This window comes from Pseudomonas sp. A, from assembly GCF_056270345.1.
The window spans coordinates 4,812,337-4,833,093 of record NZ_CM149873.1; the positions used below are offsets into that span (position 1 = coordinate 4,812,337).

General features: G+C 65.7%; 13 protein-coding genes and 1 other RNA gene. 5 read left to right on the plus strand and 9 right to left on the minus strand.

Annotation, left to right across the window (positions count from 1 at the left end):
* Window positions 1-23 precede the first annotated feature (23 nt).
* The 7 genes from AC0MAZ_RS21530 to AC0MAZ_RS21560 all read right to left on the minus strand — a co-directional run bounded on the left by AC0MAZ_RS21530 (window position 24) and on the right by AC0MAZ_RS21560 (window position 10,634).
* Entirely contained in the window at window positions 24-1,973 is a 1,950-nt protein-coding gene (locus AC0MAZ_RS21530; RefSeq protein WP_475859104.1) for a hypothetical protein, read from the minus strand.
* A gap of 23 nt (window positions 1,974-1,996) precedes the next feature.
* Window positions 1,997-2,392, minus strand: coding sequence for a hypothetical protein (locus tag AC0MAZ_RS21535; protein WP_203651755.1), 396 nt, complete (start codon window positions 2,390-2,392; stop codon window positions 1,997-1,999).
* Window positions 2,393-2,555: 163 nt separating this feature from the next.
* An RNA gene (gene ffs, locus AC0MAZ_RS21540) (signal recognition particle sRNA small type) lies at window positions 2,556-2,652 on the minus strand.
* A gap of 291 nt (window positions 2,653-2,943) precedes the next feature.
* Window positions 2,944-5,286 (minus strand): NAD-dependent DNA ligase LigA, encoded by a 2,343-nt coding sequence (gene ligA / locus AC0MAZ_RS21545; protein ID WP_475859105.1) that lies wholly within the window; start codon window positions 5,284-5,286, stop codon window positions 2,944-2,946.
* 100 nt (window positions 5,287-5,386) lie between these two features.
* Window positions 5,387-6,277 (minus strand): cell division protein ZipA, encoded by an 891-nt coding sequence (gene zipA, locus AC0MAZ_RS21550; protein WP_203651753.1) that lies wholly within the window; start codon window positions 6,275-6,277, stop codon window positions 5,387-5,389.
* Between the two features lie 205 nt (window positions 6,278-6,482).
* Window positions 6,483-9,971, minus strand: coding sequence for a chromosome segregation protein SMC (smc, locus tag AC0MAZ_RS21555; RefSeq protein WP_475859107.1), 3,489 nt, complete (start codon window positions 9,969-9,971; stop codon window positions 6,483-6,485).
* 3 nt (window positions 9,972-9,974) lie between these two features.
* Entirely contained in the window at window positions 9,975-10,634 is a 660-nt protein-coding gene (locus AC0MAZ_RS21560) for a GntR family transcriptional regulator (RefSeq protein ID WP_050706590.1), read from the minus strand.
* Between the two features lie 272 nt (window positions 10,635-10,906).
* Between AC0MAZ_RS21560 and xdhA the strand changes: the two genes are divergently transcribed.
* From xdhA to guaD, 4 genes are all read left to right on the plus strand, one after another.
* Entirely contained in the window at window positions 10,907-12,361 is a 1,455-nt protein-coding gene (gene xdhA / locus AC0MAZ_RS21565) for a xanthine dehydrogenase small subunit (protein WP_475859109.1), read from the plus strand.
* Window positions 12,354-14,753 (plus strand): xanthine dehydrogenase molybdopterin binding subunit, encoded by a 2,400-nt coding sequence (gene xdhB / locus AC0MAZ_RS21570; protein ID WP_475859110.1) that lies wholly within the window; start codon window positions 12,354-12,356, stop codon window positions 14,751-14,753. The genes xdhA and xdhB overlap by 8 nt, the downstream gene beginning before the upstream one ends.
* Window positions 14,754-14,905: 152 nt before the next feature.
* Window positions 14,906-15,751, plus strand: coding sequence for a xanthine dehydrogenase accessory protein XdhC (xdhC, locus tag AC0MAZ_RS21575; RefSeq protein ID WP_232856777.1), 846 nt, complete (start codon window positions 14,906-14,908; stop codon window positions 15,749-15,751).
* Between the two features lie 10 nt (window positions 15,752-15,761).
* Entirely contained in the window at window positions 15,762-17,066 is a 1,305-nt protein-coding gene (gene guaD / locus AC0MAZ_RS21580) for a guanine deaminase (RefSeq protein ID WP_203651744.1), read from the plus strand.
* 47 nt (window positions 17,067-17,113) lie between these two features.
* Here the strand turns inward: guaD and aqpZ are convergent, their stop codons facing one another.
* Window positions 17,114-17,812: an aquaporin Z gene (gene aqpZ, locus AC0MAZ_RS21585; protein WP_475859111.1), complete on the minus strand. Its 699-nt coding sequence runs from the start codon at window positions 17,810-17,812 to the stop codon at window positions 17,114-17,116.
* Between the two features lie 227 nt (window positions 17,813-18,039).
* Window positions 18,040-18,795 (minus strand): GntR family transcriptional regulator, encoded by a 756-nt coding sequence (locus tag AC0MAZ_RS21590; RefSeq protein ID WP_203651740.1) that lies wholly within the window; start codon window positions 18,793-18,795, stop codon window positions 18,040-18,042.
* A 359-nt stretch (window positions 18,796-19,154) separates the two neighbouring features.
* Here AC0MAZ_RS21590 and AC0MAZ_RS21595 point away from each other — a divergent pair, with 359 nt between their 5' ends.
* Window positions 19,155-20,504, plus strand: a complete 1,350-nt coding sequence (locus AC0MAZ_RS21595) for an NCS2 family permease (RefSeq protein ID WP_203651739.1) — start codon at window positions 19,155-19,157, stop codon at window positions 20,502-20,504.
* Window positions 20,505-20,757 lie beyond the last annotated feature (253 nt).

A 20,757-nucleotide genomic window follows, 5' to 3' on the forward strand; every position in this document is an offset into this window, starting at 1 on the left:
CAGACCAGAGCACGGCGACGGGTTCAGTAGCCGTGCAACTCGCGGAACGGCTGGCCCTTGTGGTAATTGATCCACTCCTCCACGTCATAGGGCAGGTACAACTGCCGCCGCGCCCGCGACAGGGCGATGTACACCGCGCAGATCCGCGCATCGAAGGCGTAGGCGTCCTTGAAGCGCTGGGTGGTCATCAGCTCCGGCGTCAACAGCACCTGATCGAACTCCAGGCCACCGGCCTCCTCAGCCATCAACAGTGTGAGGCTGGTGGGCTGCACGGCGACGCGCGCATCCAGACCGGTCAGGTCGGCAAGCTTGAAACCCGCCTCCAGCCGCGCCTCGACCCACTGAAACGCGGCATCGAAACGCTCGGACTCGCGCACCTGCTGCCAGTCGAGCAGGTGCGCGAAGTACCCATGCGGCCCTTCGGCGTCCTGCCCCGGCGCATAGAACGCCGACCTGAACAGGCCAATCGCGGTGACCATGAACCGCCGCATATCTGGCCAGTCGGGGAAGTTCAGCAGGCAGTTGGACTCGGCCATCTCCATGGCCCAGCGCATCGTGTCCCAGCGCGAGGCAGTCAGTACCACGCAGCCCTCGGGCGGGACAAAACCTTCGGGGAAGTGCTCGATGCCGACATCGACATGCCGCGCCGCCTCGAACGCGACCTTGGATTTTTTCGAGTGCACACCGATCAGCGGGTTGATCAGGCGCTCCACCTTGGGCCCGGAGCGCACGGCGAAGGCCATGTCCTTCTGCCGTACCTGACGCTCGCGCCTGACCACCTCGCCGCTGGCCTTCTGGTATTCGTCGCCCAGGGTGATCAGCACCTGGCGGCCACGCTCGATGACCTGCAGCAGCGAGGCCGGCACATCCTGGCTCTCGTCGATGATCACATGGCTGAAGCGCCCGGGCACGCTGCAGCCACCCAGGCTGGCGCGCTTGAGCAGCAGCAACGCCTCGAACCCGGTCTGCGTACCCCAGCTCGGCTGCGCCTCCAGGTAACGCCACAGGCGGCTGGCGTACTCGAGCAGCACCTGGGCATCGAGGCTGGACAGCGCCTGGCGAAAGTGCGGCAGGTGGCGGTTGGACAGGCTGTAGTCCCGCGACTCGCAATAGTTGCGCAGCACTTCCAGGCAGATATCCAGGGCGTGCTCGGCGTCGTACTGGCGCAGCCCGACGATCCCCAGCTCTTCGGCCAGCCGGCGCTTGCCGGGGCCGCGCGGCGCCGTCCGGGCGGAAACCGGCCGGTTATCCTTGAGCAGGGCCCGGGCGAACTGGCCGAAGGTCATGCCGACCTTGGCCTGGGCATCCAGCCCCATGCGCCGACGCAGGGTACCGAGCTTGGCCGGTGTGCGCGCCAGGGCCAGCACCCGGCCACGCGGCAGGCATTCCATCAGGGCGCCGAGCAGGTAGCTCTTGCCGATCCCGGCATAGCCCTGCACGTGGATATCCTCGTCGAGGTTGGCCTGGATGACCTTGAGCAGCTTGTCCTGCTCGACGGTCAGCCAGCGCTCGCTGTCGAAGCCGGTGGTCACCCGCTGGCTGAACGGGTTGTCACTGTGATGCAGGCGGATGCGGTAGTCGAAATCCCATTTGCCATCCGCCAGCAGGTACTCCCGCGCCTGCACCTGTTCGGCATCGAGCAGGCGCAGTTTCGAGCCCTTGATCACCTCGAGGCCGAAATAGAGCTTGCGCGCATCGAACAGCCGACGGGCCTCGGACAGCAAGCCCACGCCAGGCGAGTGCGCGCCATCGACCGCCCACGCCAGCAGCTTGCCCAGGACCTTTTCCGCCGCCCGCGCATCGACCTGGCCCGGTGCCTGGGCCAGGTTCTGGATCACCAGTATTGCTGCCAGCTCCGGCTCGCCCAAGGCGTCGAGCGCAGGCGCGCCCTCGGCCTGCAGCAAGGCCTGGCATACCTCTGCGCTGACCGGCAGGTACACCGGATGGGAAAAGTCGAAGTGCTCGGGCTGCATATCGGTACGGGTCCGGGGATCACTCAAGGGTTGTCGGATTCAGCGGCCTGCCCCACCACCAGTTCGAAGCGGTAGGCTCCCAACGACCCCGCCATGTCGCCGGGATAGCTGATACCCGCCTGCGGCGCATCAAGTACGCCATCGAGCTCATGCAGGGCCAGTTCCAGCAACTTGCGCAAGTCACGCACCGAGTGCGCCGACACCTGCACCTGCAACGCGAAGGCCGCCGCGTCAGCCGTCACTGCCACAGGGGCAGCCGCTTCCTCGAGGATGCGCTCATGCTCTTCTTCCATCTGGTCGAGCACCTGCGACAGCTCCAGCACACGCTCGGGGCTGGCGGCCATCTGGTCCTTGATTTCCAGGCGGCGCATCTGCCACTCACGGATTTTCTGGCGGGTGAGGTCGTCGACATGTTCCACGGTCGCTATCTCCTGGCCGAATGGGCTGACACGATGGGATGCATGATAAGGCGCTGCGCGGGATCGTGCAGGCGGAAAACGGTGCGAGGGTGTAAAGAAAAGCGTCTGATGGGCGACGCCTGACAGGTACGCCGGAAAACCCCTGCGCCCAAAATGGAGGCGGCCCCACCAGCCACACCCCGGCACTCGATGTTCCCGCTATGGCTGCTCCCTTCCGGGCCTGACCAGGTTAACGGGTAATCAATGCGGGGGGACCGATGGGGCCACCACGACGGCTCGTCAGCTGACGAGCCGCGCCATTGTACAGCGCCGGGGCGAAGTTACAACCTTTGATCGTGAAAAAACCATCATTTCTCAAGGACTTGTGGTTTTGACGCGGTCTCGGGTCGGGCTGCGCTGGCTCGCAGGAAGCTGAGTGCTCAGGTGCTCCACGCCCCCTGTGGGAGCGGGTTTACCCGCGAACACCGGCGGAGCCGGTGCCATCCACCGCGCTGGATTCTTCGCGGGTGAACCCGCTCCCACAGGGAACCTGATCCGTATTTACGGCGGAGTCAGACGCTGATACCACGCTCCGCCAGGAAGCCCACGAACGCCTCCTCGTCCATCACCGCCACGCCCAGCTCAGCGGCCTTGGCCAGCTTGGAGCCGGCGCCGGGGCCGGCGACCACGCAGTGGGTCTTGCCCGACACGGAACCCGCGACCTTGGCCCCCAGGCTTTCCAGCTTCTCCTTGGCGATATCGCGGCTCATGCGTTCCAGGGTGCCGGTCAGCACCCAGGTCTGTCCGGCGAGCGGCAAGCCCTCGGCGGACTTCTTCTCACACGACCAGTGCATGCCGAATTCCAGCAACTGGGCCTCGATGGCACGGGCCAGCTGCTGGTTGGCCTCGACCTTGAAGAACTCGCGCACCCCGTCGGCGGCCTTGGTATTCAGGGCCTGGCGCAAGTCGATGCCATCGGCGGCGATGATCTTGTCCAGCGTACCCAACTTGTCCACCAGCTTCTCGGCACCGGTCGGACCGACCGAGGGGATGTCGAGCTTGGCCAGCATCCCGGCCAACGTGGTGCTGGCGGCGAACTCGGCGGCAAGCTCGCCCTCGTCCTGCAACTGCATGCCGCAGGCCAGCAACTGCGCGATGACTTCGCGATTGTGCGCGTCCTCGAAGAAGTTGTGGATCTCGTGGGCAACCTCAAGGCCGATGTCCGGCAGATAGGTCAGCACCTGCGGCAACGCCACCTGCACCCGCGCCAGGCTGCCCAGGGAGCGGGCCAGGACCTTGGCGGTCTCCTCGCCAACATCGGGGATGCCCAGCGCATAGATGAAGCGCGCCAGGCTCGGGCGCTTGCTCGCCTCGATGGCGGCCAGCAACTTGTTGCTCGATACCTCGGCAAAGCCTTCCAGCGCCACCACCTGGTCGAAGGTCAGGTGATAGAGATCGGCCGGTGAGCGGATCAGGTTCTCGTCGACCAGCTGCTCGACGCTCTTCTCGCCCAGGCCGTCGATGTCCATGGCCCGGCGCGACACATAGTGGATGATCGCCTGCTTGAGCTGGGCGGCGCAGCTCAGGCGCCCCACGCAACGGTACACGGCGCCTTCGCTGGTGGTTTCCTTGCCCTTGCTGCGCTTGACCAGCTGGGTGCGTTCGACCTGCGAGCCGCACACCGGGCACTGTGTGGGTACCTCGACCGACCTGGCGTCCTGCGGACGGCGGTCGAGCACCACCTGCATCACCTGCGGGATCACATCGCCGGCGCGGCGGATAATCACCGTGTCGCCGATGCGCAGGCCCAGGCGGGCGATCTCGTCCATGTTGTGCAAGGTGGCGTTGGACACGGTCACGCCGGCCACCTTGACCGGCTTGAGCCGCGCCACCGGGGTCACCGCGCCGGTGCGACCGACCTGGAACTCGACGTCGAGCACCTCGGTGAGCTCTTCCATGGCCGGGAACTTATGGGCGATCGCCCAGCGTGGCTCGCGGGCGCGGAAGCCCAGCTCACGCTGGGAGGCCAGGCTGTTGACCTTGAACACCACACCGTCGATCTCGTAGGGCAGGCCATTGCGACGGGCACCGATATCGCGGTAGTAGGCCAGGCACTCCTCGATGCCGGCGGCATGGCGCAGCTCGCGACTGATCGGCAACCCCCAGGTCTTGAGCTTTTCGAGGATGCCGATATGGCTGTCGCCAAAAGGCTCGGATACCTGGCCGACGCCATAGCAGCAGAATTCCAGCGGGCGGCTGGCGGTGATCTTCGAGTCCAGCTGGCGCAGGCTGCCGGCCGCGGCGTTGCGCGGGTTGGCGAAAGTCTTGCCGCCGGCGTCGGCCTGGGCGGCGTTAAGCCGGTCGAAACCGGCCTTGCTCATGTACACCTCGCCGCGCACTTCCAGCACCGCCGGCCAACCCTCGCCCTGCAGCTTGAGCGGGATGTTGCGCACGGTGCGCACGTTGGTGCTGATGTCCTCGCCGGTGGTGCCGTCGCCGCGGGTGGCGCCCTGCACCAGCTGGCCATCGCGGTACAGCAGGCTCACCGCCAGGCCGTCGAGTTTCGGCTCGCAGCTGTAGTCCACCGCGGCCTGATCACCGCCCGGCAGGTCCAGGCCCTCCACGACGCGGCGACCGAAATCGCGCAGGTCATCCTCCTCGAAGGCGTTGCCCAGGCTGAGCATCGGCACCTCGTGGCGGACCTGGCTGAAAGCCGCCAGCGCCGCACCACCGACGCGCTGGGTCGGCGAGTCCGGGGTCACCAGGTGCGGATGCTCGGCCTCCAGCGCCTTGAGCTCGTTGAACAGGCGGTCGTATTCGGCATCGGGCACGCTGGGTTCGTCGAGCACGTAATAGCGGTAGTTGTGCTGGTCGAGTTCGGCGCGCAGGGCATGGATTCGGGATTCGGCGTTCATGGTTGGTCTTCTCTTGCAAAGCAAAAGAGCAGCCCCTGGCTGCTCTTTTACTTGAATCATCGCGGCGCGGATCGAGGCAGGATCCGCCCGCTCGTAAACATCAGCGTTTCTGGGTCAGGGCGCGGCGCTCGAATTCGACGATGCGCTGACGGTAATGCTCGATGGTCTGGGCGGTCAGCACGCTGCGCTGGTCATCCTTGAGCTCACCATTGAGCTCGTGGGCCAGCTTGCGGGCGGCAGCCACCATCACGTCGAAGGCCTGCTTGGGATGACGCGGGCCAGGCAGACCGAGGAAGAAGCTCACCGCACGGGTGCTGAAGTGGTCGATGTCGTCCAGGTCGAACACGCCGGGCTTGACCGCGTTGGCCATGGAGAACAGCACTTCGCCGTGGCCGGCCATGCTCTCGTGGCGGTGGAAGATGTCCATTTCGCCGAAGCGCAGGCCGCTTTCGAGGATGTTCTGCAGCAGCGCCGGGCCCTTGAAGCCACCTTCGTCACGGGAGATGACGCTGATTACCAGCACTTCCTCGGCCGGCGGCAGCTCCTTGGCCGGCGTGCTCGGCGCGGTGAAGCCGTTGGCGCGGGTGTTGTCGGCGGCGAAATCGTCGTCGCCACCCTCGAACAGGTCGGGCTCGCGGGGCTCGGCGGCCAGGTTCAGGTCACCCTGCTGCGGCTCGCTGTGGTTGCGCTTGCCGCGCTTGGCCTTGGCCGGCTTGGGTTCGCGCTCGCGCTCCCGTTCACGCGCAGGAACGCTCACCGACGGCAGGTCGGACTCGTCCAGCTCGGGCTCTTTATGGGTATCCAGCACACGCGCAGGGCCGAGCACCTCGGCGCTGCCGCTGTCGTCGTCCGGGGCGTTGGCGTAGCTACGGTCCAGACGGAACTTCAACTTGCCCTTGCCGCCGCGCATGCGGCGCCAGCCGTCGAAAAGAATACCGGCGATGACAATGATGCCGATGACGATCAGCCACTCGCGCAGACCGATTTCCATGTAATCCCGTGCCTCTATAAAAAATATGCTTGAAAACAAAGGCTTCAAAGGCCTTTAACACGTGGCGCCAACTCTATGTTCTGACAGGCGTTTTACCCACGCAAAAAACAAGTGACATTAAGCTAGCACGACCAAAGGCAACTTTACACCGTCTGTCGCATCTGCTGAGGCTTTTGCCTACATGTTCACACCCATTCTTTACCCCTTACGCATCGACCATGGCCATTGCCTCTTCCACATCAACTGCAACAAGACGTGAACAACCCGGCTCGTGCATGGTCACCCCCATCAGCTGGTCGGCCATTTCCATGGCGATCTTGTTGTGGGTGATGTAGATGAACTGCACGGTCTCGCTCATTTCCTTGACCAGGCGGGCATAGCGCCCGACGTTGGCGTCGTCCAGCGGCGCGTCGACCTCGTCGAGCATGCAGAACGGCGCCGGGTTCAGCTTGAAGATGGCGAACACCAGGGCCAGGGCCGTCAGTGCCTTCTCGCCGCCGGACAACAGATGGATGGTGCTGTTCTTCTTGCCCGGTGGACGCGCCATGATCGTCACCCCTGTATCGAGTAGATCTTCGCCCGTCAGTTCCAGATAAGCGCTGCCGCCACCGAAAACTTTTGGGAAAAGTGCCTGTAATCCGGCATTTATCTGATCAAAGGTATCCTTGAAGCGGTTGCGGGTTTCCTTGTCGATCTTGCGGATGACGTTTTCCAGGGTCTCCAGCGCCTCAACCAGGTCGGCGTCCTGGGCGTCCAGGTAACGCTTGCGTTCGGACTGCTGTTCGTATTCCTCGATGGCCGCCAGGTTGATCGCGCCCAGGCGCTGGATGCGCGCCTCGATCTGCTCCAATGCCTGTTCGGTACCCTGCTCGCTGGCATCGGCCTCGAGCGTGGCGAGCACGCCCTGAAGATCGTAGCCGTCGGCGAGCAGTTGTTCCTGCAAGGTCTTGCGTCGCACGTCCAGGCCCTGGGACTCCAGGCGCTGCTGCTCCAGCTGGCCGCGCAACAGTTGCGACTGCTGCTCGGCCTGGGTGCGGCGCCGTTCGGCATCGCGCAGCTCACGGTCGGCCTCGTCCATGTGCAGGCGCGCCTGGCGCATTTCCTCGTCGACGCTCATGCGTCGCTCCAGCAGCTCTTCGAGCTTGAGGCGCAATTCTTCCAGCGGCGCCTCGCCCTCCTCCAGGTTCAGGTTCAACTGCTCCTGGCGCTCGCCCAGGCGTGCGGCCTGCTGTTCCAGGCGTTCGAGGGCCTGACGGGTCGAGTCATGCTGGGCGCGCAGCGAGCCCAGGCGCACGGCCAGCTGGTGACCGTGGTCCTTGTGCTGGCGGGCCTCCTGGCGGATGTGGTCGAGACCTTCGCGCAGGGTGTCACGGCGCGCCATCAACAGCTCGCGCTGCTCGGTGTCCTGGGCCATCAGTTCCAGGGCTTCCTGCAGCAGCAGGCGCGCCTCGCCCAGCTGCTCGTGCTCCAGGGCGCGCTGCTCCTGCAGCTCGGTCAGTTCTTCCTGCAGGCGCCGGCGGCGCAGCTCCAGCTGCTCGGCACGGGCACGGCCGGCGGACAGGCGCGCCTTGAGCTCGCCGTGCTGACGGCCTTCGTCCTGACTGCGACGACGCAGCTGCTCGCGTTGCTCCTCCAGGTCGAGCTGCTGCTCGCGCAGGCGTTGCAACTGTTCGTCGAGCTGTTCGAGCAAGGCCTCCTGTTCCAACTGTTCCTGCCCCAGGCGCTCGATCTCCTGGCCACGGGCCAGCACGCCACCCTGGGCCTCGCTTCCTCGGCTGACCCGCAGGAAGTGTCGCCCGACCCAATAGCCGTCACGGCTGACCAGGCTCTGCCCATCGTTCAGCGACGCCCGCCGGGCCAGGGCCTGCTCCAGGGTGTCCACCGGCATGACCTGGCCCAGCCAGGGCGACAGGTCGACGCTTCCTTCGACCTTGTCGAGCAGGCTGCCGGCAACGCTCGCGCCCTGCGCGCCCGCCAGCAGCAGGCGCAGTTCGCCCTGCTCCAGCGCGGCGAACTCCAGGCCGGCGAAATCATCCAGCAGCACTGCCTGCAGATCGGCGCCCAGCACCGTTTCCACCGCCAGCTCCCAGCCGGGCTCGACCCGCAGCCCCTCGGCCAGCCGTGGGCGCTGTTCCAGGCCCTGGGCGCGCAGCCAGTCGGCGGCCCCGACACCCGGTTCCAGCGCGGCCTGTTGCAAGGCTTCGAGGGACGCCAGGCGCCCGCCCAGGCGCTGCAGGTCACCCTGCTGTTGCTGCTGCGCCTGGCTGGCCTGCTGCATCTGCTCGCGCAACGCATCCAGCTGCTCGACCACCTGCCGCTCCTGCAGCTGGAGTTCCTCGAGCAGCAACTCACTGCCGGCCACCTGCTCGCCCAGGTCGCTGGTCTCGGTATCCTGCGTATCCTCGCCGAGCTGGTCACGCTCTTCGCCCAGCTTGCGCTGGCGCTCGGCCAGACGCTCCAGGCTGGCCTCCAGCTGCGCCAGGCGCGCCTGCTGCACTTCGGCCTGGCGACGCGGCTCGGCGGAGCGGGTGTTGAAGCTGTCCCACTGCTCCTGCCAGCCGTGCATGCCCTGCTCGGCCTCCTCCAGGGTCGCGGCGGCCTCCTCGGCCGCAGCCAGGGTCAGTTCCTGCTCGGGTTCGAGCATGGCCAACTCTTCACCGAGGGTCGCCAGCAAGGTGCGGTCGTGCCCCAGGTGCGATTCGGTTTCAAGGCGGCTGCGCTCGGCTTCCTTGAGGTCGTCCTGCAACTGGCGCAGGCGTTGCTGGCCATGCTGGATGCTCTGCTCGACCCGGGCGATATCACCGGCCACCGAATAGAAGCGGCCCTGCACCTGGTTGAAGCGTTCGGACAGCTCATGATGGCCGTCGCGCAGGCGCTCGATGCTGGCATCGGCGTTGCGCTGCTCGGCCACCAGCGCCTCGAAGGCGATCTCCTGGTCGCCAATGACCGCCTCGCGCTGGCGCACCCGCTGGTCCAGGTCGCGCCAGCGCAGGGCCGCCAGGCGCGCCTTGAGCTGGCGTTCCTCGGCCTTGTACTCGCGGTACTTCTCGGCGGCCTGGGCCTGTCGGTGCAGGCGCTCGAGCTGGCGCTCCAGCTCTTCGCGCAGGTCGGTCAGGCGCGCCAGGTTCTCCTGGGTGCGGCGGATACGGTTCTCGGTCTCGCGGCGGCGCTCCTTGTACTTGGAGATGCCGGCCGCCTCCTCGATGAAATTGCGCAGCTCCTCGGGCTTGGCCTCGATCAGCTTGGAGATCATGCCCTGCTCGATGATCGAGTAGCTACGCGGCCCCAGGCCCGTGCCGAGGAAGATATCGGTGATATCACGGCGCCGGCACTTGGTGCCGTTGAGGTAATAGGTGTTCTGCCCGTCGCGGGTGACCTTGCGGCGGATCGAGATCTCGGCGTAGGCGGCGTACTCGCCGACCAGGGTGTTGTCGCTGTTGTCGAACACCAGTTCGATGCTGGCCTGGCTGACCGGTTTGCGGCTGGTGGAGCCGTTGAAGATGACATCGGTCATCGACTCGCCGCGCAGGTTTTTGGCCGAGCTTTCGCCCATCACCCAGCGCACCGCGTCGATGATGTTGGACTTGCCGCAGCCATTGGGACCGACCACGGCCGCCATGTTGCTGGGAAAATTGACCGTGGTCGGGTCGACGAAGGACTTGAATCCGGCCAGGCGGATGCACTTCAGGCGCATCGGTCAGACCCGCGCCAGCGCCGCCAGCACCAGTTCGCAACTGCGCTGGCAATAGGCGGTGAGCACCTCGCGGATGCGCGGCAGGTCGCGGGCGACCACGGCTTCGAGCAGGCGGGCGAACAGCTCGAGGTAATCGACCATGTTGGCCTGGCGCTGGTCCAGGGCCAGGTAGTAGGCGCGGCTCATGGCCGGCTGCAGGTTCTCGACGGTTTCCTGCAGGTACGGGTTGTTGGCGAACGGATAGGCGGCGCGCATCACCGCGAAGCTGTCGCCAACGAAGGCCTTGATGTCCTTGGCGGCATGGGCCTGCTTGAGGCGCTGCTGGATGTCCAGGAATGGGCGCAGGTCGCTGTCGCTGCGCCAATGCTGGGCAACAGCGTTGCCCAGCAGGATGTAGAACTCGCCCATCAGGGTGCACAGGCTGCGCACACTGTTCTCGTCCAGCTCGGTCACATGGGCGCCACGGCGCGGCAGGATCGCCACCAGGTGACGGCGTTCGAGAATGAGCAGCGCCTCGCGCACCGAGCCGCGGCTGACGTTGAGGGCCTGGGTGACCTTCTGCTCCTGGATGCGCTCGCCGGGTGCGAGTTCGCCGCGGATGATCCGCTCGGCCAGGTAGTGGGCAATTTGCTCGGAGAGGCTGTCCGGCGCCTTGAACGTCATGGTTTTCCTTCGCGATCTGGGTAGCTGTGCACAAGGGCGCGATTGTAGCGCACTTGTCCCGTGCCCGCGCAGCGGCGCGACGCGCTTTGTGCGACTGGCGGGTCAACTTTCCCACTCGGCGCGAACTATGCTTGGAGAAAGGCTCGATGAAGCGGTTCGGAAGGCCTCTGGACGAAATCTTGACCTTTGAGTCAGAAAATTATTGACCTCAGGGTCAAGCGTTGCTTAGAGTCCGCCCGAACAACAATAAAACCATTGCGAGGCCCTCCCCCGTGATCCAGTTTCTCGTCAACCAGGAGCTGCGCAACGAGCACGCCCTGGACCCGAACATGACGGTGCTGCAATACCTGCGCGAGCACCTGGGCAAACCCGGCACCAAGGAAGGTTGCGCCAGCGGCGACTGCGGCGCCTGCACCGTGGTCGTCGGCGAACTCGTCCAGAACGAACAGGGCGGCGACGCCATCCGCTACCGCAGCCTCAACTCGTGCCTGACGTTCGTGTCCTCCCTGCACGGCAAGCAGCTGATCAGCGTCGAGGGCCTCAAGCACCAGGGCGAACTGCACAGCGTGCAGAAAGCCATGGCCGACTGCCATGGTTCGCAGTGCGGCTTCTGCACCCCCGGTTTCGTCATGTCGCTGTTCGCCCTGCAGAAGAACAGCGAGGGCCACGACCTGCACCAGGCCCAGGAGGCCCTGGCCGGCAACCTGTGCCGCTGCACCGGCTACCGGCCGATCCTCGAAGCCGCCGAGCAGAGCTGCGCCCGCCCCTGCCGCGACCAGTTCGACGCCCAGCAGGCGCAGACCATCGCCCGCCTCAAGGCCATCGCCCCGCAACAGACCGGCGAGCTCAACAGCGGCGACAAGCGCTGCCTGGTGCCGCTGACCGTGGCCGACCTGGCCGACCTGTACAGCTCGCACCCCGAGGCGCGCCTGCTGGCCGGCGGCACCGACCTGGCGCTGGAGGTCACCCAGTTCCACCGCACCCTGCCGGTGATGATCTACGTCGGCCATGTCGCCGAGCTCAAGCGCATCGACAAGACCGCCACCCACCTGGAGATCGGCGCCGCCACCCCGCTGACCGACTGCTACACCGCGCTCAACGAGGAATACCCCGACTTCGGCGACCTGCTGCACCGCTTCGCCTCGCTGCAGATCCGCAACCAGGGCACCCTGGGCGGCAACATCGGCAACGCCTCGCCGATCGGCGACTCGCCGCCCCTGCTGATCGCCCTGGACGCGCAGATCGTCCTGCGCCAGGGCGAGCGCCAGCGCACCCTGGCCCTGGAAGACTACTTCATCGACTACCGCATCACCGCGCGCCAGGACAGCGAGTTCATCGAGAAGATCATCGTGCCGCGCGCCAGCAACGACTGGGCGTTCCGCGCCTACAAGGTGTCCAAGCGCCTGGACGACGACATCTCCGCCGTGTGCGCGGCGTTCAACCTGAGCATCGAGAACGGCGTGGTCAGCGGCGTGCGCGTCGCCTTCGGCGGCATGGCGGCGATTCCGAAACGCGCCCGCGCCTGCGAAGCCGCGTTGCGCGGCAAGCCGTGGAACCAGGCCAACATCGAGCGTGCCTGCCAGGCCCTGGCCGAGGACTTCACCCCGCTCAGCGACTTCCGCGCCAGCCGCGAGTACCGCCTGCTGACCGCGCAGAACCTGCTGCGCAAGTACTTCATCGAACTGCAAACGCCGCACATCGAAACCCGGGTGACCGCCTATGTCTAATCATCACGCCGTCAAGAGCCAGGCCGAGATGGCCGCATTGTTCAGCCAGGACCTGACCACCGGGGTCGGCCGCAGCCTCAAGCACGACAGCGCCGACAAGCACGTGGCGGGCGAGGCGGTGTACATCGACGACCGCCTGGAATTCCCCAACCAGCTGCACGTCTATGCGCGCACCGCGGACCGCGCCCATGCGCGCATCCTGCGCATCGACACCACGCCCTGCTATCAGTTCGAAGGCGTGCGCATCGCCATCACCCACGAGGACATCCCGGGGCTCAAGGATATCGGTCCGGTGGTGGCCGGCGACCCGCTGCTGGCCATCGACAAGGTCGAGTTCTTCGGCCAGCCGGTGCTCGCCGTGGCCGCCCGCGACCTGGACACCGCGCGCCGCGCGGCGATGGCGGCGATCGTCGAGTACGAAGACCTGGAACCGGTGCTCGACGTGGTCGAGGCGCTGCGCAAGAAGCACTTCGTGCTCGACAGCCACACCCACAAGCGCGGTGATTCGGACACGGCCCTGGCCAGCGCCCCGCACCGCATCCAGGGCAGCCTGCACATCGGCGGCCAGGAGCATTTCTACCTGGAGACCCAGATCAGCTCGGTGATGCCCAGCGAAGACGGCGGCATGATCGTCTACTGCTCCACGCAGAACCCCACCGAGGTGCAGAAGCTGGTCGCCGAGGTGCTCGACGTGCCGATGCACAAGATCGTCGTCGACATGCGCCGCATGGGTGGTGGCTTCGGCGGCAAGGAAACCCAGGCCGCAAGCCCCGCCTGCCTGTGCGCGGTGATCGCGCGCCTGACCGGCCAGCCGACCAAGATGCGCCTGCCCCGCGTCGAAGACATGATGATGACCGGCAAGCGCCATCCGTTCTACGTCGAGTACGACGTCGGCTTCGACGACAGCGGCCGCCTGCACGGCATCAACTTCGACCTGGCCGGCAACTGCGGCTACTCGCCCGACCTTTCCGGCTCGATCGTCGACCGCGCCATGTTCCACTCCGACAACGCCTACTACCTGGGCGACGCCACGGTGCACGGCCACCGCTGCAAGACCAACACCGCCTCCAACACCGCCTACCGCGGCTTCGGTGGCCCGCAAGGCATGGTCGCCATCGAGCAGGTGATGGACCATATCGCCCGCCACCTGGCGCTGGACCCGCTGGCGGTGCGCAAGGCCAACTACTACGGCAAGACCGAGCGCAACGTCACCCACTACTACCAGACCGTCGAGCACAACATGCTCGAGGAGATGACCGCCGAGATCGAGGCGAGCAGCGATTACCATGAGCGCCGCGAATCGATCCGCCGCTTCAACGCCAACAGTCCGGTACTGAAAAAGGGCCTGGCGCTGACCCCGGTGAAGTTCGGTATCTCGTTCACCGCCACCTTCCTCAACCAGGCAGGTGCCTTGATCCACATCTACACCGACGGCAGCATCCACCTCAACCACGGCGGCACCGAGATGGGCCAGGGCCTGAACACCAAGGTTGCGCAGGTGGTGGCCCAGGTGTTTCAGGTCGACTTCGACCGCATCCAGATCACCGCCACCAACACCGACAAGGTGCCCAACACTTCGCCGACCGCGGCCTCCAGCGGCGCCGACCTGAATGGCAAGGCAGCGCAGAACGCCGCCGAGATCCTCAAGAAGCGCCTGACCGAGTTCGCCGCCCGGCACTACAACGTCTCCGAGGAGGACGTCGAGTTCCGCAACGGCCATGTGCGCGTGCGCGACCAGATCGTCAGCTTCGAGCAACTGGTGCAGCAGGCCTACTTCGCCCAGGTGTCGCTGTCGACCACCGGTTTCTACCGCACGCCGAAGATCTTCTACGACCGCTCCCAGGCCCGTGGCCGGCCGTTCTACTACTTCGCCTTCGGCGCGGCGTGCGTGGAGGTGATCGTCGACACCCTGACCGGCGAGTACAAGATGCTGCGCGCCGACATCCTGCACGACGTCGGCGACTCGCTGAACCCGGCCATCGACATTGGCCAGGTCGAGGGCGGCTTCGTCCAGGGCATGGGCTGGCTGACCACCGAGGAGCTGGTGTGGAATGCCAAGGGCAAGCTGATGACCAACGGCCCGGCCAGCTACAAGATCCCGGCGGTGGCCGACATGCCGATCGACATGCGTGTGAAGCTGGTCGAAAACCGCAAGAACCCCGAGGACACGGTGTTCCATTCCAAGGCCGTGGGCGAGCCGCCGTTCATGCTCGGTATCGCCGCCTGGTGCGCGATCAAGGACGCAGTGGCGAGCATCGCCGACTACCGTGTGCAGCCCGAGATCGACGCGCCGTCGACGCCGGAGCGGGTGTTGTGGGGGTGCGAGCAGATGCGCAAGGCGGTGGCTGCGCAGCAGCCTGTGGAACAGGAACTGGAACCGGTGACGCACTGACAGCGCGCCCCTCTGTAGGAGCGGCCTTGCGCCGCGAAAGGGTCGCGCAGCGGCCCCTGGATCTGTGCCGCAATGAAGATTTGTGGGCTGCTGCGCAGCCCTTTCGCGGCACAAGGCCGCTCCTACACAGGGGATCGAGGAGGATTCACACCATGCACCAATGGATCAATGCCCTCGCCGACCATCAAGCCCGCGGCGAACCCTGCGTCCTGGTGACCATCATCGAGGAACGCGGCTCCACGCCGCGCAACGCCGGCTCGAAAATGGTGGTCAGCGCCAGCGCGCTGTACGACACCATCGGCGGCGGCCACCTGGAGTTCAAGGCCCTGCACATCGCCCGGCAGATGCTCGAGGAACACCGCAACACCCCGCACCTGGAGCGCTTCAGCCTCGGCGCCAGCCTGGGCCAGTGCTGCGGCGGCGCCACCGTGCTGCTGTTCGAGCCGATGACCGGCGTGCAGGCCGAGATCGCCGTGTTCGGCGCGGGCCATGTCGGGCGCGCTCTGGTACCCTTGCTCGCCGCGCTGCCCTGTCGGGTGCGCTGGATCGACTCGCGCGAGCAGGAGTTCCCCGACGCCATCCCCAACGGGGTGAGCCGGATCGTCAGCGAAGAGCCGGTCGACGAAGTCGCCGACCTGCCCGCCGGCAGCTACTGCATCGTCATGACCCACAACCACCAGCTGGATCTGGAACTGACCGCCGCGATCCTCAAGCGCAACGATTTCACCTGGTTCGGCCTGATCGGTTCGAAGACCAAGCGGGTCAAGTTCGAGCACCGTCTGCGCGAGCGCGGTTTCGACGACACGCTAATGGCGCGGATGCGCTGCCCGATGGGCCTGGCCGAGGTCAAGGGCAAGCTGCCGATCGAGATCGCCGTGTCCATCGCCGCCGAGATCATTGCCACCTACAACGCCTGCTTCGGCCAGCACGACGCTGCCGCCAATTCAGGCCCCATCGCCCAGTTGCTGCCGTCCTCGCGACGCAGCCAGACCCTTTGACGAGAGCCCCATGAGCGCAACCCGCAAAGCCTACCGAGCCGCCATCCTGCACAGCATCGCCGACCCCGCCGAGGTCGGCCTTGAGGCGTCCTGCGAATACTATGAAGACGGCCTGCTGGTGGTCGACAACGGCCGCATCAGTGCACTGGGCCATGCCAGCGAGCTGCTGCCGACCCTCGACGCCGACATCCCGGTGCAACACTACCAGGACGCCCTGATCACCCCGGGCTTCATCGACACCCACATCCACTTCCCGCAGACCGGCATGATCGGCTCCTACGGCGAGCAACTGCTGGACTGGCTGAACACCTACACCTTCCCCTGTGAGAAGCAGTTTGCCGACAAGGGCCACGCCGACCAGGTGGCGAAGATCTTCCTCAAGGAACTGCTGCGCAACGGCACCACCACTGCCCTGGTGTTCGGCAGCGTGCATCCGGAGTCGGTCAACGCCCTGTTCGAGGAGGCCGAGCGCCTCGACCTGCGCATGATCGCCGGCAAGGTGATGATGGACCGCAACGCCCCCGACTACCTGACCGACACCGCCGAATCCAGCTACCGCGACAGCAAGGCGCTGATCGAGCGCTGGCACGGCAAGGGCCGCCTGCACTACGCGGTCACCCCGCGCTTCGCGCCGACCAGCACGCCGGAGCAATTGAGCGTGGCCGGCCAGTTGCTCAAGGAGCACCCGGGCGTGTACATGCATACCCACCTGTCGGAGAACCTCAAGGAAATCGACTGGGTCAAGTCGCTGTTCCCCGAGCAGAAAGGCTACCTGGACGTCTACGACCACTTCGAGCTGCTCGGCGAGCGCTCGGTGTTCGCCCATGGCGTGCACCTGTGCGACGACGAATGCCAGCGCCTGGCCGAGACCGGCTCGGCCATCGCCTTCTGCCCGACCTCCAACCTGTTCCTCGGCAGCGGCCTGTTCAACCTGCCCCAGGCCGAGCGCTTCAAGGTCAATGTGGGGCTGGGCACCGACGTCGGCGCGGGCACCAGCTTCTCGCTGCTCAACACCCTGAACGAGGCGTACAAGGTGATGCAGCTGCAAGGCGCACGCCTGCACCCTTACAAGTCGCTGTACCTGGCCACCCTCGGCGGCGCCCGCGCCCTGCGCCTGGACGACCGCATCGGCAGCCTGCGCCCGGGCAATGACGCCGACTTCGTGGTGCTCGACTACAAGGCCACCCCGCTGCTGGATTACCGCCTGCAGCAGTCGAAGAACATCGAGGAGACCCTGTTCGTGCTCACCACCCTGGGCGACGACCGCACCGTGCGCGAAACCTACGCCGCCGGGCGCTGCGTGCACCAGCGCTGACAAGATCGCGGGGCTCCGTGGGAGCGGGCTTGCCCCGCGATAGGCAGCTAGGGCTGCTTCGCCAACCCGCGGTACAAAGCCCCGCCGATCGCCGCGCCGATCAGCGGTGCCAGCCAGAACAGCCACAGCTGCTGCACGGCCCAGCCACCGACGAACAACGCCGGCCCCGTGCTGCGCGCCGGGTTCACCGAGGTGTTGGTCACCGGGATCGAGATCAGGTGGATCAGGGTCAGCGCCAGGCCGATGGCGATCGGCGCGAGCCCCGCCGGCGCCCGGGCATCCGTGGCGCCCATGATGATCACCAGGAACATCGCGGTCATCACCACTTCGCTGGTGAAGCCTGCCGCCAAGCTGTAGCCACCGGGCGAGTGCTCGCCGTAGCCGTTCGAGGCCAAGCCGTTGGCCAGCTCGAAACCGGCCTTGCCGCTGGCGATGAAGTAGATCACCGCCGCGGCGAGGATCGCGCCGATCACCTGGGCGATCACATAGGGCAGCAATTCCTTGGCCGGGAAGCGCCCGCCCACCACCAAGCCGAACGACACGGCGGGGTTGAGGTGACAACCGGAGATATGACCGATGGCGAAGGCCATGGTCAGGACCGTCAGGCCAAAGGCGAAGGCGACACCGAGGACCCCGATGCCGACCGGGGAGCTGGCCGCCAGCACCGCGCTGCCACACCCGCCAAGGACCAACCAGAACGTGCCGACCAACTCGGCACCCATGCGTACACCCAGGGACGAACTCATGGAGCATTCCTCAAGTAATTGGACGCAACGACTGCGCAAGCCCAACTGCTTGATGAAGGTTTGCTGAGGAGAAATCTAGCAGAGCTTTGACAAGTGGCCAGAAACGACAAAGGCCCTTTTCGCGGGTAGACCCGCTCCCACCAGGACGATGCCCTGCTTGATGGCAACGCATTTCCTGTGGGAGCGGGTTTGCCCGCGAAAGGGCCCTGAGTCAGGCAGGCAAACGTTCAACCCTTGGCGGTGGCCTTGGGCTTTTTCAGCAGGTGCGAGAACACCGCGTGCAGATCGTCCGAGGCGCTCTCCTCATCGAGGTTGAGCTTGCTGTCGATATGGTCCATGTGGTGCATCATCAGGCTCACCGCCTGTTCGGCGTCACGCGCCTCGATGGCGTCGATCAGTTGCATGTGCTCGTCGTACGAGCAGTGCGAGCGGTTGCCGCTCTCGTACTGGGCAATGATCAGCGAGGTCTGCGACACCAGGCTGCGCTGGAAGCTCACCAGCGGCGCGTTGCCCGCCGCCTCGGCCAGCTTGAGGTGGAACTCGCCGGACAGGCGGATGCCGGCGCCACGGTCACCACGGGAGAAGCTGTCGCGCTCCTCGCGGACCATCTGGCGCAGTTCGTTGAGCTGCTCGACGGTAGCGTGCTGCACGGCCAGTTCGGTGATGGCGCGCTCGACCATGCGCCGGGAGAAGAACACCTGGCGCGCCTCTTCCACCGTCGGGCTGGCCACCACTGCGCCGCGGTTGGGCCGCAGCAGCACCACGCTTTCGTGGGCCAGGCGCGACAGCGCGCGGCGGATGATGGTGCGGCTGACGCCGAAGATCTCGCCCAGTGCTTCCTCGCTCAACTTGGTCCCCGGAGCCAGGCGCTGCTCGAGGATCGCCTCGAAGATGTGCGCGTAGACGATGTCGTCCTGGGTACCGCTGCGGCCGGCCTTGCCAGTGCGCACAGGTTTTTTCAGAGGTTGCAGCTGTTCGTTCATGGGCGCTCGAGCACAGGGGATCTGCCAGTCGGACCGTGACTGTACTGCCTGTCGACGGGGGGATGGCAAGTCCGGAAATGAAGATGAAGGGCCAAGGTATGGCGCCATTGTACACAGGCTGACCCGATTCTGCAGGTGGCCTTTTACCTATATAGCCGTTGTACGACCGTTTGTACGCACAAAAGATAAAACATTATTTGCTTTATTTGTACACAAAAGCATAATCCTGCGAGCAACTTCCTGACCCATAAGTCAACAAAATGGTCGGACGTCTGCCACACCCTCCCTCGCGAAGCCCCCAAGTGCATCAGCTCAGGACCAGGCTTCGAACAACAAGAAAGACTTGAGGAGTACTCGCTGTGGAAAGCCGCAAATCCGAAGCACCTACGCTGGATCTCGCCCCACCGCTCGAAACGGGCTGGCTGGAGCGGATTTTCAAACTCAAGCGACATGGCACTACCGTCAGGACCGAACTGATCGCCGGGGTGACCACCTTTATCACCATGGCCTACATCATCTTCGTCAACCCCAACATCATGGCCGACGCCGGTATCGACCACGGCGCGGCGTTCGTCGCCACCTGCATCGCCGCCGCCCTCGGCTGCCTGCTGATGGGCCTGTACGCCAACTGGCCGGTGGGCCTGGCGCCGGGCATGGGCCTCAACGCCTTCTTCACCTACACCGTGGTCGGCACCATGGGCTACAACTGGGAAACCGCGCTGGGGGCGGTGTTCGTCTCGGGCGTGCTGTTCATGTTCCTGACCGTTTCGCGGGTGCGCGAGTGGTTGCTCAACAGCATCCCGGTGAGCCTGCGCCATGCCATGGGGGCCGGCGTCGGATTGTTCCTCGGGCTGATCGGCCTGAAGACCGCCGGCATCATCGTCGACAGCCCGGCCACCCTGGTCAAGCTGGGCTCGCTGCATGAGCCCGGCCCGCTGCTGGCGGCCGTGTGCTTCCTGTCGATCGCTATCCTCAGCTACAAGCGGGTGTTCGGCGCGATCCTGATCAGCATCATCGGCGTCACCCTGGCCGGCTGGGGCCTGGGCCTGGTCAAGTTCGGCGGGGTGATGTCGATGCCGCCGAGCCTGGCGCCGACCTGGATGGCCATGGACGTGGCCGGGGTGTTCAACGTCAGCATGATCAGCGTGGTGCTGGCGTTCCTGTTCGTGCACATGTTCGACACCGCCGGCACGCTGATGGGCGTGGCCCAGCGCGCCAACCTGGTGGCGCCTGACGGACGCATCGAGAACCTGTCGCGGGCGCTGAAGGCCGACAGTACCTCCAGCGTGTTCGGCGCGGTGGTCGGCGTGCCGCCAGTGACCAGCTATGTGGAAAGTGCCGCGGGTGTGGCGGCGGGTGGGCGTACCGGCCTGACGGCCGTGGTGGTGGGCGTGCTGTTCATTGCCGCGATGTTCTTCGCCCCGCTGGCCGGGATGATCCCGGCCTATGCCACCGCCGGTGCACTCATCTATGTGGCGATGCTGATGATGGGCAGCATGGCGCATATCGAGTGGGACGAAGCCACCGACAGCATTCCGGCGATCGTCACGGTGATCATGATGCCGCTGACCTTCTCGGTGGCGGACGGCATTGCCCTGGGCTTCATCAGCTATGTGGCACTCAAGGCCGGGACTGGCAAGTACAAGGAGATCTCGGCGAGCCTGTGGGTGCTGTGCCTGATCTTCATTGCCAAGTTTGTATTCCTCTGACCCGGCTGCAACAACCAAGGGCGCCTCGGCGCCCTTTCTTTTTGCCTGCTCATGACGATCCCCCTGTAGGAGCGGCCTTGCGCCGCGAAAGGGCCGCGCAGCGGCCCCGGCGATCCATGCGTAGACGCTGAGATCCAGGGGCTGCTACGCAGCCCATTCGCGGCGCAAGGCCGCTCCTACAGGGCAGGTCGCGCCCGAAGTGTAGAAACAACAGACGAAAAAAAGCCCGCCAGTGTGAGAGCGGGCCAAGGAC

What these genes read in the sequence shown, in the direction of transcription:
- AC0MAZ_RS21590 (WP_203651740.1), bottom strand. Translation starts at nt 18,795, where the DNA reads ATGAACGAACAGCTGCAACCTCTGAAAAAACCTGTGCGCACTGGCAAG.
- zipA (WP_203651753.1), bottom strand. Translation starts at nt 6,277, where the DNA reads ATGGAAATCGGTCTGCGCGAGTGGCTGATCGTCATCGGCATCATTGTC.
- guaD (WP_203651744.1), top strand. Translation starts at nt 15,762, where the DNA reads ATGAGCGCAACCCGCAAAGCCTACCGAGCCGCCATCCTGCACAGCATC.
- AC0MAZ_RS21560 (WP_050706590.1), bottom strand. Translation starts at nt 10,634, where the DNA reads ATGACGTTCAAGGCGCCGGACAGCCTCTCCGAGCAAATTGCCCACTAC.
- smc (WP_475859107.1), bottom strand. Translation starts at nt 9,971, where the DNA reads ATGCGCCTGAAGTGCATCCGCCTGGCCGGATTCAAGTCCTTCGTCGAC.
- ligA (WP_475859105.1), bottom strand. Translation starts at nt 5,286, where the DNA reads ATGAACGCCGAATCCCGAATCCATGCCCTGCGCGCCGAACTCGACCAG.
- xdhC (WP_232856777.1), top strand. Translation starts at nt 14,906, where the DNA reads ATGCACCAATGGATCAATGCCCTCGCCGACCATCAAGCCCGCGGCGAA.
- xdhB (WP_475859110.1), top strand. Translation starts at nt 12,354, where the DNA reads ATGTCTAATCATCACGCCGTCAAGAGCCAGGCCGAGATGGCCGCATTG.
- AC0MAZ_RS21530 (WP_475859104.1), bottom strand. Translation starts at nt 1,973, where the DNA reads ATGCAGCCCGAGCACTTCGACTTTTCCCATCCGGTGTACCTGCCGGTC.
- aqpZ (WP_475859111.1), bottom strand. Translation starts at nt 17,812, where the DNA reads ATGAGTTCGTCCCTGGGTGTACGCATGGGTGCCGAGTTGGTCGGCACG.